12 protein-coding genes and 5 tRNA genes are annotated in these 13,707 nt (G+C 46.9%); 3 read left to right on the top strand and 14 right to left on the bottom strand.

Translation table 11 applies throughout. The annotated features are described in order from the left end of the window. Window positions 1-128: 128 nt before the first annotated feature. Both msrP and msrQ read left to right on the top strand, forming a co-directional pair. Window positions 129-1,163, top strand: a complete 1,035-nt coding sequence (msrP, locus tag DYH48_RS10060) for a protein-methionine-sulfoxide reductase catalytic subunit MsrP (protein ID WP_006081531.1) — start codon at window positions 129-131, stop codon at window positions 1,161-1,163. Between the two features lie 46 nt (window positions 1,164-1,209). Further along, window positions 1,210-1,878 (top strand): protein-methionine-sulfoxide reductase heme-binding subunit MsrQ, encoded by a 669-nt coding sequence (gene msrQ / locus DYH48_RS10055; RefSeq protein ID WP_012089125.1) that lies wholly within the window; start codon window positions 1,210-1,212, stop codon window positions 1,876-1,878. Between the two features lie 158 nt (window positions 1,879-2,036). Here msrQ and gloA read toward each other — a convergent pair whose 3' ends face one another. Beyond that, the gene (gene gloA, locus DYH48_RS10050; protein WP_006087315.1) at window positions 2,037-2,447 is read right to left on the bottom strand and encodes a lactoylglutathione lyase; all 411 of its coding nucleotides are present in this window, start codon (window positions 2,445-2,447) and stop codon (window positions 2,037-2,039) included. Window positions 2,448-2,910: 463 nt separating this feature from the next. Between gloA and DYH48_RS10045 the strand changes: the two genes are divergently transcribed. Next, window positions 2,911-3,168: a hypothetical protein gene (locus DYH48_RS10045; protein ID WP_115334670.1), complete on the top strand. Its 258-nt coding sequence runs from the start codon at window positions 2,911-2,913 to the stop codon at window positions 3,166-3,168. Between the two features lie 11 nt (window positions 3,169-3,179). Here DYH48_RS10045 and nth read toward each other — a convergent pair whose 3' ends face one another. From nth to DYH48_RS09980, 13 genes are all read right to left on the bottom strand, one after another. After that, window positions 3,180-3,821: an endonuclease III gene (gene nth / locus DYH48_RS10040; RefSeq protein WP_012089126.1), complete on the bottom strand. Its 642-nt coding sequence runs from the start codon at window positions 3,819-3,821 to the stop codon at window positions 3,180-3,182. A 237-nt stretch (window positions 3,822-4,058) separates the two neighbouring features. Continuing rightward, window positions 4,059-4,757: an electron transport complex subunit E gene (locus DYH48_RS10035; RefSeq protein WP_011839931.1), complete on the bottom strand. Its 699-nt coding sequence runs from the start codon at window positions 4,755-4,757 to the stop codon at window positions 4,059-4,061. Then, window positions 4,750-5,388, bottom strand: a complete 639-nt coding sequence (rsxG, locus tag DYH48_RS10030) for an electron transport complex subunit RsxG (RefSeq protein ID WP_006081539.1) — start codon at window positions 5,386-5,388, stop codon at window positions 4,750-4,752. Before rsxG ends, DYH48_RS10035 begins: the two co-directional genes overlap by 8 nt. A gap of 56 nt (window positions 5,389-5,444) precedes the next feature. Then, entirely contained in the window at window positions 5,445-6,494 is a 1,050-nt protein-coding gene (gene rsxD, locus DYH48_RS10025) for an electron transport complex subunit RsxD (RefSeq protein WP_115334669.1), read from the bottom strand. Between the two features lie 26 nt (window positions 6,495-6,520). After that, window positions 6,521-9,169 (bottom strand): electron transport complex subunit RsxC, encoded by a 2,649-nt coding sequence (gene rsxC, locus DYH48_RS10020; protein WP_115334668.1) that lies wholly within the window; start codon window positions 9,167-9,169, stop codon window positions 6,521-6,523. Further along, entirely contained in the window at window positions 9,163-9,777 is a 615-nt protein-coding gene (gene rsxB / locus DYH48_RS10015; protein ID WP_115334667.1) for an electron transport complex subunit RsxB, read from the bottom strand. Before rsxB ends, rsxC begins: the two co-directional genes overlap by 7 nt. 1 nt (window position 9,778) lies before the next feature. Further along, on the bottom strand, window positions 9,779-10,357 hold the full coding sequence (rsxA, locus tag DYH48_RS10010; RefSeq protein WP_006081543.1) for an electron transport complex subunit RsxA: 579 nt from the start codon (window positions 10,355-10,357) through the stop codon (window positions 9,779-9,781). Between the two features lie 125 nt (window positions 10,358-10,482). Next, window positions 10,483-12,387 (bottom strand): EAL domain-containing protein, encoded by a 1,905-nt coding sequence (locus DYH48_RS10005; protein ID WP_115334666.1) that lies wholly within the window; start codon window positions 12,385-12,387, stop codon window positions 10,483-10,485. Between the two features lie 208 nt (window positions 12,388-12,595). Further along, a tRNA-Asn gene (locus DYH48_RS10000) sits at window positions 12,596-12,671 on the bottom strand. Window positions 12,672-12,720: 49 nt separating this feature from the next. After that, window positions 12,721-12,796 (bottom strand) — tRNA-Asn (locus tag DYH48_RS09995). A 43-nt stretch (window positions 12,797-12,839) separates the two neighbouring features. Next, window positions 12,840-12,915 (bottom strand) — tRNA-Asn (locus DYH48_RS09990). A 32-nt stretch (window positions 12,916-12,947) separates the two neighbouring features. Beyond that, window positions 12,948-13,023: transfer RNA gene (locus DYH48_RS09985), tRNA-Asn, on the bottom strand. 58 nt (window positions 13,024-13,081) lie between these two features. Next, window positions 13,082-13,157: transfer RNA gene (locus DYH48_RS09980), tRNA-Asn, on the bottom strand. Window positions 13,158-13,707: the final 550 nt, after the last annotated feature.

Genomic DNA, 13,707 nt, shown 5'->3' with positions numbered 1-13,707 from the left:
GTGGAAAGTTTTTCTGGCTTTTACCTGTCTATATTAAAGTGAGCATAGAAGTGAGCGATACAGACGAGCGCCAGATAAGCTTTTATCGCGACTCGGTGGCGTTAATCATTAGATGGTAGAGGTGTCAATTGGCTAAACATTCCCGTTTTACCCCAGGTATTCTTAAAAAAGCGCAGTGGCACATGCAAGATAACCAAGTGACGCCCGAAGCGGTGTTTCGCTCGCGCCGGCAGATAGTGAAAGCCATGGGGCTTGGTGCTATCGGCGCCAGTGTGCCCGGCTACGTGCAGGCCGGCTTGTTCGATCTGTTTGGCGATCAGCCTAAGTCCTCATTTATCACGACGCCACTGACCTTCCAAACTAATAAACAATACGGTGATGCCGATGTGTTAACCCCGTTAGATAAGGTGACACAGCACAATAACTTTTATGAGTTTGGTACGGATAAGCAAGATCCCTTCAATAATGCCCAAGGTTTTAAAGTTGATCCTTGGCAACTGCGTATCGAAGGTGAAGTCGAACGGCCCATGACTTTAGATTTTAATGATCTCACTAAAATGTTCCCGCTTGAGGAGCGTAATTATCGTCTGCGCTGCGTTGAAGCTTGGTCCATGGTGATCCCTTGGGTGGGGTTCCCGCTGGCGGCATTATTGAAAAAAGTGGGTGTAACTAGCAAGGGCAAGTATGTCGCCTTCGAAACCGCTTTTGATCCCGAGCAAATGCCGGGGCAGAAGAGTCGATTAATGGGCGGTGGCATTCATTATCCCTATGTTGAAGGCCTGACGATAGCCGAAGCCATGAACGATTTAACCTTAATGTCGGTCGGTTTGTACGGCAAGACCCTGCCACCGCAGAACGGCGCGCCGATCCGCTTAGTGGTACCGTGGAAATATGGCTTTAAGAGCATTAAATCGATAGTGCGAATTCGCGTCATGGATAAACAGCCGCCCACCAGTTGGAATCAGCTTGCCTCACACGAGTATGGATTCTATGCCAACGTCAATCCGGCGGTGGATCATCCACGTTGGTCACAGGCCAGTGAACGTCGTATTGGCGAGGGCGGACTATTCTCTGCAACCCGTATTGATACCCAGCCGTTCAACGGTTACGGCGAGTTTGTGGCTTCCCTCTATGACGGTATGGATCTGAGGAAAAACTATTGATGCTTGGTTTGCTGTTTGGAAATACGCCATTAAGCGGGGATGAACAATGTTGAGATTAACCGCTAAGCACTTGTTTTGGTTAAAAGCGTTATTTCATTTGCTGGGTTTAGTGCCCATCGTCTACCTGGTGCTCACTGTAGTGTTAGGCCGCGCGGGCGGCGATCCCGTGCAGCACATTATCCACTACACAGGTATAGGCGCGTTAAATGCCTTAGCGGCGACCTTATTGATCTCACCGATTGCCAAGCTGACCAAGCAAGGGCTATTAATGCAGACTCGTCGCTTGGTGGGGTTATATGTGTTCGCCTATGCCACTTTGCATATTCTGGCATTCTTTAGTTTAGATCTGTTGTTTGCTTGGGAATTACTGTTTAGCGAAGTGGTAAAACGGCCGTACATTTTAGTCGGCGCTGTGGCTTATCTTATCGTCACTGCTTTGGCGATAACTTCGTTTAAAGGCTTGATGCGTAAGATGGGACGTCGTTGGCAGACCTTGCATAATGGGGTGTATTTAGTCGCGATATTAGCGCCAATCCATTTTTACTGGTCGGTAAAATCGGAAATCATTGAGCCGAGTCTTTATATCTTAGGTTTTAGCGTGTTATTGCTATGGCGCACGCCTTGGCTTAAGCGCATCCTCAGCGGCAAAGGGATGAATAAAACCGTGAAAAAGACGACCAGTGGACAAGATAAAACGTCGATTAAATCAGCTTAAACACATAGTGCGAGCGGTGAATCGTTGGCTTGTGTTACGTTTCTTTGTGCCTAACGCAAGATATAAATTATAAAAACAAAAATGCCGAATCAAGATTCGGCATTTCTCATTTAGCGAACTGTTCTGCTCAGTTAATCTTCTTGCTCAGGTGGCAAGACTTAACCTAAACCTTGAGTCGCCGATTTCATTTGGATGAACTCAATTTTATAACCGTCTGGATCTTCAACAAAGGCAATCTCAGTGGTGCCGCCTGCGACTGGACCTGGGGCGCGTGTTACTTTGCCACCGGCTGCAGCAATAGCAGCACAACGGGCGTAAATATCTTCATCGCCAATGGCTAAGTGGCCAAAGCCTGTGCCTAAATCGTATTTGTCTGTGCCCCAGTTATAGGTCAGTTCAACCACGGCTTGGCCTGTGGACTCTTCACCGTAACCTACGAAAGCTAAAGAATATTTGTATTCTGGGTTTTCAGAGGTGCGAAGGAGTTTCATGCCGAGTACTTCAGTATAAAAAGCAATACTGCGTTCTAAGTTACCGACGCGGATCATAGTGTGTAATAGTTGCGACATAGGTCCTCTCTATAAATAGATTTCGGCGAGGAGTATATCAAAAATGTCTCTGCGTTTGACCACAATTGTTATTTATGGGGATTTTATCGCACTTGACCAATTCGACTGGCTAGGATAGAGAAAGGTTGGCTGTCGACGGACGATTTTGCTAATTTTGAAAATAAAATTGCCGATAAATTGGCTGTCGCTCACAAAACACAGATACAAACATGGGTTTTTACCGCAGGGTTGACGATAATATGGCCATACCAACTAGGAGAGTGAATGATGAACACCGAACTTAAAATGGCCTTAGGCACTACACTTGTAATTGCTTTATTTTTCAGCGCGTTCTTTGTTTCAATCTTTTAACTAGCAATACAAGTTTCAGTTAACCTTGTACCAAGTTAAGCAAAAAAGCCGCTATTGCGGCTTTTTGTTTGTCTGTGATTTAATGCACGTAAAACTTAACAAGGATTTGAAGATGTTGTTTAGCGAAACTGAAATAGCATTAATTGCATCGGCTAAGCGAAAAGTACAGATGGCGCAGAAGGTGCGGTTAGCTGTGATTGCATTAGTCGTGCTGGGTACTCGACTGACGATATCTGGTTTGTGGGTCAATGAGTTCGCCATTTATATGGCCTTTGGACTCGTGGTCTTTGCAGTGGCCTTGCCGCAATTTGGGCAAGGGCCGAAATATGAAGAGTTAGTCAGTTTGCTCGAGAAGAAAAGCCAAGGCTAACTCGCTTGGGTTTACTCTTCAGGATAAATTTTTTCTTTAAATTCACACAAGTCTTCAATGATACAGCTGCCGCAGCGAGGTTTGCGCGCGAGGCAAGTGTAGCGCCCGTGCAAGATAAACCAGTGATGCACATCGACTTTAAATTCTGCAGGCACGACTTTCAGCATTTTATCTTCCACTTCGACCACGTTCTTGCCGGGCGCGAATTTAGTGCGATTAGCGAGGCGGAAAATATGGGTGTCGACGGCGATTGTCGGCCAACCAAACGCAGTATTGAGCACCACGTTTGCCGTTTTACGGCCAACGCCAGGCAGAGACTCTAGGGCTTCACGGTTTTCAGGCACTTCACCATTGTATTTCTCAATCAAGATCTCACAGGCTTTAATCACATTGACGGCTTTGTTGTTATATAAGCCTATGGTTTTTATGTATTGTTTTAAACCATCGACGCCAAGGGCATAAATGCTATGGGCCGTGTTCGCCACAGGAAAGAGTTTGTCCGTTGCCTTGTTGACGCTCACATCCGTCGCTTGGGCGGATAAGGTCACTGCGACTAAGAGTTCAAAAGGACTGGAAAAATTGAGTTCGGTTTCAGGTTTCGGATTGTTATCGCGAAGACGGGTGAGGATCTGGATGCGTTTTTCTTGATTCATGTACGATTCCTGCGCGGTTATTGGGTTCAACTAGCCATTATCAATAGGGTATTAATGATGATTGAACGAGCTTGAAACCTAGACCTGCTGATTTCCTATGCTTTGAGTTCTTATGCTGAGTGCTTATGCTTTGATATATTATGTTTTAATTCCAGTCGCTTAAGTGCGCTAGGCGCACATTAAGCGTTGAACACCATTCTCTGTACTATGCTGGAATTAAGCCTTTATGTTGAAAGCCTAACCAACCTTAGTGATGCGCGCACGGGTGACACTTGGCTCGGCAGCGACTTGAGGTTGGCGATCTTTCACTTTTTTATCAATCACGTTTTTCAGTGCAATCAATAGTCCCATGACGATAAATGCGCCAGGTGGCAGCATAGCAAGCAGGAAGGGAGTATCGACTTGCCATAAATGGATGGTTAAGGATTTCGCCCACGGGCCGAGCAGTTGATCGGCGCCATCAAACAGTGTCCCTTGACCTAATATTTCCCGCGTTGCGCCAAGTACTGTAAGCACTAAGGTAAAACCGAGTCCCATCATTAAGCCATCAAAGGCGGCGCTAAAGGCGTTATTGCGCGAGGCAAAGGCTTCGGCGCGACCGATAATGATGCAGTTGGTCACAATCAACGGCAGGAAGATCCCAAGGGATAAATACAGACCGTAGGCATAGGCATTGATAAGCAGTTGCACTGTGGTCACCAGCGCGGCGATGATCATCACAAATACCGGAATACGAATTTCTTTGGGCACATAGTCGCGCACCAGCGACACCAAAATGTTAGAGCCAATCAGCACCAACATAGTCGCTAGACCAAGGCCAAGGGCGTTCGTGATCGTCGCTGTGACCGCAAGCAGAGGGCACAAGCCTAACAGTTGCACTAGGCCAGGGTTATTCTTCCACAGACCTTGCCAAGCAATTTCGCGATAATTAGTCATGGTTGGCCTCACAATTTAGCGGCAGACTGAAAATTTGCGCTTGGTTATTGTTGAAATACCATACTGCGTTTTTGACTGCTTTGACATAAGCGCGCGGGGTGATAGTCGCGCCAGTAAATTGATCAAAATCGCCACCGTCTTTTTTAACCAACCATTGTTTGTCATCTGCCGAGCCTAATACTTTACCGACAAACTGAGAGACCCAATTGGATTTACGCAGATCGATTTTATCACCGAGCCCGGGTGTCTCTTGGTGAGCTAAGGTGCGAACGCCTAGGACTTCGCCTTTCGTGCTAATACCCACAATCAATTTGATATTACCGTTATAGCCATCGGGCGCGATGGCTTCAATGGCGATGGCCACAGGTTTGCCTGCACTGGTGGCTATATAGGCGGGCATTGGGCTGTCGGTTCCTAATGCGTCTTTATCCAGCAGCAAAGTACATTGAGCAGTTAGCTCGTTATCGTGCATTTCATCAGGAATTAATTGATGTAACACTCGCATTAATTCCTGCTGTTCTTGCTGCTTAATTTTATCGACGGTTTGTTGATTGACAGCGGCGACGAGCCCAGTGCAAATCAAGGCAAACAATGCCAATAAAAAACCATTTTTAATCATCGGATTTTTCAACTTTTTATCCTTAAGCTCTCGTTGCCCGCAGAATGATGTTATCGCTTAGCATGACCTTAGCTCGTTGAATGGCCATAGGTGCGTGGACGCACGTAATAGTCAATAAAGGGCGCACAGAGGTTGGCCAGTAACACGGCAAAGGCGAAGGCGTCAGGGTAACCGCCTTTGGTGCGGATGATATACACCAACACACCAATTAACGCGCCGAAAATAATACGGCCACGGGGGCTGGTTGCGGCTGTAACGGGATCGGTGGCGATAAAAAACGCCGCTAACATGGTCGCGCCAGAAAACAGATGCATCAGTGGACTGGCTTGGGTATCGGGTGACAGTAAGAAACCGATACTCGATGCCACAAAGAGCCCTAATAACACGCCAGTGCTGATGTGCCAGCGAATGGCTTTTAGTTTAAGTAACACTAACCCGCCAGCAAGATAGGCCAAGTTCACCCAGAACCAACCTACGCCTGTACTGCCATCAAAAATGGCTTTGGTGAGACTTTCTGTGGTGGTTAATCCCATGGATAAATCGGTTTTGAGGGTATCGAGTGGCGTCGCCATTGTCATGCCATCAATGCCTAAATGGAACTGCTCCATATTCACGTGCGCGCCAACATTGAAGATAAGTTGCAAGCTTTCAACAAGGCTGGGTGAATGCAGTGCAACGGTGCTCGGTGCTATCCAGGTGGTCATTTGCACTGGGAACGAGACTAACAGCAATACATATGCCGCCATTGCAGGGTTGAATAGGTTATGGCCTAAGCCGCCGTAGAGGTGCTTAACTATGACGATCGCAAAGGCGGTGCCCATGACGATCATCCACCAAGGGGCGAGGGGCGGAATGGCAACGCCAATTAAGATGGCGGTCAGCATGGCGCTGTTATCGCTAAGGCTTGCTTTGATATTGCGATTGCGAAGTTTCATCACAGCGGCTTCGCAGCTTAAGGCGACGAGGATCGCCAGCAGGACTTGCACAAGTGTGCCCCAGCCAAAAAAGGCACATTGCACGACAAGGCCCGGCAGCAAACATAAAATCACCCTTTGCATGACCGTTGAGGTATGCAAGTTACGCGTTACATGGGGTGATGAGGCTATTTTAAACGCCATTGTGTTCCCTTTTAATCATTCTGTTCTTAATCATTAGTCACACTTGAGTCGCTCGAAGCGTTGGCTTCTTGGGCGAGTGCCGCTTTTTTGGCTTTTGCCTTGGCGATAGTCGCAGCAATCTGCGCTTTTTTAAGCTCATCACTGGATAACGGCGCCGTTTCAATGGGCTCTGCAGCAGATTCCACCGATGGCAAAACGGCATCAGCTTCAGTTGTTGCAGTCTCAAGCGTTGCTGCTATCGAGGGCGATGTCACGTTAGCTTCAGTTTGGATCTCGTCAACGGACTCTATTTCAGCATCAGTTTTAGACTCTGCTGATGCAGCTGCTATTTTCTTCGCTTTAGCACGAGCAACAGCGGCCGCCACTTTGGCCTTTTTAATCGCTTCAGCGTCGTTAACGCTAACGTCAGTGATGCTAACTTCAATATCAGTAGCGACTGCATTAACAGCGGTTTCTGCATCAGCATTCACATCTGCATGAACGCTAGCTGTGGAATCAACTGCTGGAGTCGCGGTCTGGCTTAAACCATTTTCAGTATTTGTCTCAGCTTGTTGCGCGGCTTTTTTCGCTTTAGCACGGGCAACCGCGGCGGCTACTTTGGCTTTCTTAATCGCTTCAGCATCATTAACGTCACTAACGCTAATTTCAGTATTGCTAACTTCAATATCACTAGCGGCGGTTTCTGCTTGCTGCGCCGCTTTCTTAGCTTTGGCACGAGCAACGGCTGCTGCTACTTTCGCCTTTTTATCATCTGCAGCGCTAAGCTCTGATGTGCTGTCAGCGGTTTCAGTAGGCTCAAGCGGTACGGTATCGGTTTGCTGAGCCGCTTTTTTGGCCTTGGCGCGCGCAATTGCCGCAGCGACTTTGTCTTTCTGGGATAAAGGCGCTTCCTGCGCTATCGCATCTGTTGCTGAGATGGAGTCGTTTGCATCAACATTAACCATATTGTCTGTTCTAGCACTGTCAGTTTCAGCACCATTGGTGTCAGTGCCATCGGCATTTGCTTGCGCAGCTCTTTTCGCTTTAGCACGGACGATGGCGGCGGCAACGGCGGCCTTACCTTTTGGCACTTCCGTGGTGTCAGTTGTTGTGACGCTTGACTCTTCGGTAATTGATTCACCAGTGATAGCTTGTGCCGCTGCGGCTTTTTTCGCCGCGATACGCGCCATGGCTTCGGCGACGGCATTTTTATCTGTGCCTGTCATGCTGGCTTGTCGGCGTTCAGACGCCTCTTTCGCCTTAGCTTCACGGGCCAGTTTTTCTTCTTCAAGACGCGCTAAGCGGGCATCGAAGCGCTGTTTGGCGCGCTCTGCTTGCTGCTTCTCATCGGCGGCTTGTTTGAGTGCTGATTTGGCAATGCGGTAATACTCTACTAATGGAATATCACTCGGGCAAACGTAACTACAACAACCGCATTCAATACAATCCTTTAGATTGTAACTGGCGGCTTTATCGTATTCTTCGGCCTTGGCGTGCCAAAAGAGTTGTTGTGGCAACAAGAGTGCAGGGCAGGCAGTGGCGCATTCGCCGCAGCGGATACAGGCTTTTTCTTCGGGCGTGCTACCAATTTCTTGGCTGCTTGGCACCAGAATACAGTTAGTACCTTTTAAAATAGGCACTTGGATATTCGCTAACGCATGGCCCATCATAGGCCCGCCAATAATCACCTTTTGGTCAGGCTCTGGCGTGAATTCAGTTGCAGTCAGAACGTGATCAACGGGCGTGCCTATCGGTAACCAGTAGTTCCCTGGTTTGCCGACATTTCTGCCTGTCACAGTCACAACGCGTTCAACCAAAGGCTTGCCTTGAGTGACGGCTTGATGAATTGCATAGGCAGTACCGACGTTATGTACCACGATACCGAGTTTGGCGGGAATGGCGCCCGAGGGCACTTCGCGGCCAGTAATGATCTGAATTAACTGCTTTTCACCGCCAGAAGGGTATTTTGTCGGGATAACCGTGACCCGAATGCTGCCCGCTGGGAGTCCGCATTGGCTGACAGCAGCTTGCATGGCTTTGGCCGCTTCAGGTTTATTGTCTTCAATGGCGATAACAATGCGTTTTGGCGTTAATAGCCGATGAATTATGCCAATACCTGCGAGGATATCTTGGCTGTATTCACGCATTAATCTGTCATCGGCGCTGATATAAGGTTCGCATTCGACGCCGTTGATGATGACTAAATCGATTTCACTGACCGGATTAAGCTTGATGTGAGTCGGAAACGCTGCGCCGCCCATACCCGCAATACCGGCTGAGCGAACCTTATCAACGATTTGCTGATGGCTTAAGTCATCAAGTTGATTTTGCACCAACTCGCACCAGGTGTCTTTGCCATCGGCTGCGATAACGCAAGTGTTAACCGGCAATGCAGAGGCATGGTTGCTCGCCCTTGGTTCGATAGCAACAATAGTGCCCGATGTTGGCGCATGCACAGGTAAATGCCAAATCGAGGTGCCTTGCGTTAACGGCGTGCCTTTTAAGACGCTATCGCCAACCTTCACCGCAAGCGTACAGTTTTCACCGACTTGAGGGACGGGCACTAAGTACGTCGAGGCTAATGGCAGTTGGCCAATCGGCGTCGTATTGGAGAGGAATTTGACTTCAGGAGGATGTATTCCACCGGGTGAGCGCCAAAGGGTTCCTTTATCTAATTGATCTAATAAAGTTAACACCGCTTTTCCTCTTCTAACTGTGGCTCTTGGCTCTGAATCTCTTTGCTGAGCGTCTCTTGGACGAGCGTCACTGGGATGGCATTTAAGCGCCAGTTCCAATTTTTAAGATTTGGGGTGACTGGGATCATATCAATACAATCGACAGGACAAGGCTCAACGCAGAGATCGCAGCCCGTGCAGTCGGTTGTCAGCACGGTATGCATGAGCTTTCCTGCACCGATAATCGCATCCACAGGGCAGGCTTGAATACATTTAGTGCAGCCAATACATTCATCTTCGCGAATGTAGGCGACTTTTTTTACTTGAGATTGTGCTTCGGCATTCAGTGGCTCTGGCTCGACGCCCATTAGGGTCGCCAGCTTTTCCATGGTGGCTGTGCCGCCAGGAGGGCATTTATTGACTTTATCACCATTGGCAATGGCTTCAGCATAGGGACGACAACCTGGGTAACCGCATTGACCGCATTGGGTTTGTGGCAGAATTGCTTCTAGCTCATCGACAATCGGATTGCCTTCGACCTTGAATTTAAGGGCGGCAAAACCGAGCAATACCCCAAAGACTAATGCCAATAGGGTCAACAATATGACTGCAATTAAAATTCCGGACATCTTACTTAACCAATCCTGTGAATCCCATAAAGGCGAGTGACATAAGACCTGCGGTGATCATCGCAATCGCCCCGCCTTTGAAAGGTAAGGGGACATCGGCGGCCGCTAAACGCTCGCGCATCGCCGAGAAGAGAATTAACACTAATGAGAAGCCTAACGCAGCACCAAAGCCATAGATAGCCGATTGGATAAAATCGTGCTTCTCATTCACGTTTAATAAGGCTACGCCCAATACCGCGCAGTTAGTCGTGATAAGCGGCAGGTAAATTCCTAAGGCACGGTGCAGAGCGGCACTGGTCTTTTGCACGACCATTTCAGTAAATTGCACCACAACGGCAATCACTAAAATAAAGCTCATGGTTCGCAGATAACTCAGGTCAAAGGGTAATAACAGATACTGGTTGACGAGATAACTGAGAATAGAGGCTAACGTCAGCACAAAAGTGGTCGCCATAGACATGCCAATAGCGGACTCCAATTTGCTGGAGACCCCCATAAAAGGGCACAGGCCTAAGAATTTCACTAAAACGAAATTGTTGACCAGCACTGTACTGATCAACAAGAGGAGATATTCAGTCATCCTAATACTTTTCTAAACGGATCTTGGCCGTATTATCGACTTTTCCGTATGCATAAACAACATATAGAATGCAGGGTTAACCATCTTTACTGTAAATTTTGGCGATGAATTAACCCGTTAAAGTATTAAATCTGATCTGTAATGGCCATGGCTTGGGGTTGTGCGATGTAATAGCCCTGCAATCCATCGACTAAGAGTTTTTCGAGGGTTAATTTTTCTTCTTGGCGTTCGACACTGGTTGCGATGACCCGAATGCCAATTCGTCTGGCGACATCCACCATCATACGCACAAAGAACTTATTATTGCTGTCTTCATCGATGTTAGACGTGTAGCTGCCATCGAGCTTAATGTAGTCGGGGCGCACTTCGCTGAAGAATTTGAAGGAGGTAAAGCTCATGCCAAAACGCTCAATCGACACCCGTGAACCAACACTGTGTACTTCGCGAACAAACTTATAACTCGCCCCTAAGTTAGACTGCATGCCGGACTCGTTGATCTCAAAGACTAAACGCGATGCTATGTATTTTTGCTTACCTAGTATGTCTTTTAGCCAAGCGACAAACATGTCTTGATGGGCTGAAAATGCGCTGATATTGATACCAAAGTTACCAGAAATAGTCGGGTTTTCCTTAAGCATCTTTAATGCACTGATCACAACCAGTTTATCTAATTCTGAGCTCATACCGTGACGTTCAGCCATAGCAATCACTGTGGTGGTAGGTAAGAACTTGCCTTCGCTATTGTAAAAACGCGCCAACAACTCACGGTAAACCTCTACATCGGTACGACACGGCTGAATAGGCTGCTGGTAGAATTTCAATGCTTGGCGTGTCACTAAATCATGAATCGCCATCTTCCAACGATCGTCACCAAACTGCTCATCCCCATTGAGTTTCTCTTGAATGTGATAGCTATTGGGGCCAAGGGTCTGAGCTATGCTGACCGCGGTATCGGCAATTGTCAGTAAATTAACCGCTTCGGTACCTTGGCGATAGGGGACTAAGCCTATATGGGCGACGGATTCTGCTTTTGTCATTTGCAGATATTCATCGAGGTAAATTTTTAATTGGTCTAAAAATTTCGGTGCATCTTTCAGCATGACATCGGGAATAAACACCGCAAAATCGGCACTCGATACCCTAAAACATTCAGCATCTGCATATTTGCTACAGGCTTTGCGGATGCAATTAGCCACACTCGAAAGATAATCATCACCCGCTGAACGGCCTTGTTTTTGATTAATGAGGGTCAGCTCAGTCGCTTTAACCATTGCCATCAGCCCAAGTTGAGGAATATCGGGATGACTAATGGTTTCTAATTTTTGGGTGAAACGTTGGCGACTACCAAAACCTGTGACGGCGTCTTGATAGGCTGCTTTATGCAGTTTTTCATTTTCTTGATTGAGCTTATCGATTTGGGCTTTAAGTTGCAGGCGACATTCTTCGAGGGAGATACCAATAGGGGTGAGCTCGCCAGTGAGTTTCGATGCTGCGACGGCAGAAAAGCCTAACTCGGGTATTTTTGAAATATAATCAGCAGCATAACGTACCGCAGCTCTGAGTTTCGACATTAATAGAATAAACACTAATAGCAAAATAAGGTAAGTCACTAGCAACATGACACCGAGTTTTTGAGTGTTACTAATTGCAGTATCAATGGCTTGGTTTGCACTGAGCTTGACCTGTAAACGACCCGATGCCAATTTTTGTGTGTGGCTGAGTTCGATGGAAAATAAACTCGCTAAAGGATGGGGATGTTGACTGTCTAAGCTTCCTTCGGTATGGCTCAGTTGGCCGTCGGTATCATCAATATATTGGAAGAACTGGAATGAGTAGTTTTCAGAAAGTTTTTTAAAGAGTTCTACACCGTTACCCTGCCATTGTTGGTAGCGGCTTAAGCTAGATTTAAAGCTATCGAGTTCTTGCTGCTGTTGGACTTGCAATTGGCTGTTTTCGCTTTGATACACCCAAGCAAAGAGACCTAAGAAAATAAGCAGTAAAAAAATTGGATATGATTTTGACATGGCCATAAAAATCCGCTCTAGATTTTGGTGAGTTCGAACAAGATAAGTTTAAGCCAAGAATACTTAAAAACCGCTATCTGTGTGAAGATACTCATAAATTTGTTCAACAAGCTGCTAACAGTGTAACTGCATTTGCTTAAAAACAAAACGGAAAAGAATAGCTTAGCTAGAAGCCAGAAGAAGCAAAGAATTGAGATTAAAACGAACAAGAAAATGGCTCCCCTGACTGGACTTGAACCAGTGACATACGGATTAACAGTCCGCCGTTCTACCGACTGAACTACAGGGGAATCGAGGTGCGATATTGCTATCGATTTTACTGATACAACGCTTTAAAAGTGGCTCCCCTGACTGGACTTGAACCAGTGACATACGGATTAACAGTCCGCCGTTCTACCGACTGAACTACAGGGGAATCGGGTGCGATATGGCTATCGACTAAATTACTTGCTTTAAATTGGCTCCCCTGACTGGACTTGAACCAGTGACATACGGATTAACAGTCCGCCGTTCTACCGACTGAACTACAGGGGAATCGTCTTAAAACAGCAGTGCAATAATGTAATTGGCTCCCCTGACTGGACTTGAACCAGTGACATACGGATTAACAGTCCGCCGTTCTACCGACTGAACTACAGGGGAATCGTTTACAACTTATCTTTACTGCTTTGTCCTACTTGCCTTTACTCAGTGTTGAAATTGGCTCCCCTGACTGGACTTGAACCAGTGACATACGGATTAACAGTCCGCCGTTCTACCGACTGAACTACAGGGGAATCGTTTCACACAGTCGTAGCGACTCGTTGAGAACGGAGCGCATAGTAAAACGCTCTGTGGGATGAGTCAACTCGAGTTACTAAAAAAAGTGTAATTATGCTGTTAAGTGCTCATCTAATGTGCATCGTGGTGCAGAATTCGACATTTTTAGTGAAAAACCACTTAACAATTCGCAATATAGCTTTGAACGACGCCATCGTTTGTGGGGTGAAATTTCTATGAAATTGAAATCACTCGTTAAAAAATAAGCACTTTTTAAAAATCAGCCGAGCTTAAGGCCAATGAATAGGCTTAAACAGCTTAAAGCTGAAGTGCCGCCAGCTATCGCTTCGGGTTTATCTCATCTTTTTAGCAGATTGATAAGCATTGGTTAAGCAAGATGAGTCGAGATAGCGATGCGGCGTGAAGTTATTGGGCTGCATGAAAAGGGGATTGAATTAGCGGTAAATAACGATTGGGTTAAACCGTTAGACTTGTTGGCGTAAGGTAGACGATTAAGTAAAGCTTCTTTCTACGTGCTGGGTAAGTCACCATGATCGATGAACCATT

It is taken from the genome of Shewanella baltica, from assembly GCF_900456975.1.
Lineage (GTDB): Bacteria > Pseudomonadota > Gammaproteobacteria > Enterobacterales > Shewanellaceae > Shewanella > Shewanella baltica.
This window is presented reverse-complemented; position numbering and strand designations above follow the sequence as displayed.

Coding starts and splice junctions, on each gene's coding strand:
- msrQ (WP_012089125.1), top strand. CDS start 1,210: ATGTTGAGATTAACCGCTAAGCACTTGTTTTGGTTAAAAGCGTTATTT.
- gloA (WP_006087315.1), bottom strand. CDS start 2,447: ATGTCGCAACTATTACACACTATGATCCGCGTCGGTAACTTAGAACGC.
- DYH48_RS10045 (WP_115334670.1), top strand. CDS start 2,911: ATGTTGTTTAGCGAAACTGAAATAGCATTAATTGCATCGGCTAAGCGA.
- nth (WP_012089126.1), bottom strand. CDS start 3,821: ATGAATCAAGAAAAACGCATCCAGATCCTCACCCGTCTTCGCGATAAC.
- DYH48_RS10035 (WP_011839931.1), bottom strand. CDS start 4,757: ATGACTAATTATCGCGAAATTGCTTGGCAAGGTCTGTGGAAGAATAAC.
- rsxD (WP_115334669.1), bottom strand. CDS start 6,494: ATGGCGTTTAAAATAGCCTCATCACCCCATGTAACGCGTAACTTGCAT.
- rsxB (WP_115334667.1), bottom strand. CDS start 9,777: ATGTCCGGAATTTTAATTGCAGTCATATTGTTGACCCTATTGGCATTA.
- rsxA (WP_006081543.1), bottom strand. CDS start 10,357: ATGACTGAATATCTCCTCTTGTTGATCAGTACAGTGCTGGTCAACAAT.
- DYH48_RS10005 (WP_115334666.1), bottom strand. CDS start 12,387: ATGGCCATGTCAAAATCATATCCAATTTTTTTACTGCTTATTTTCTTA.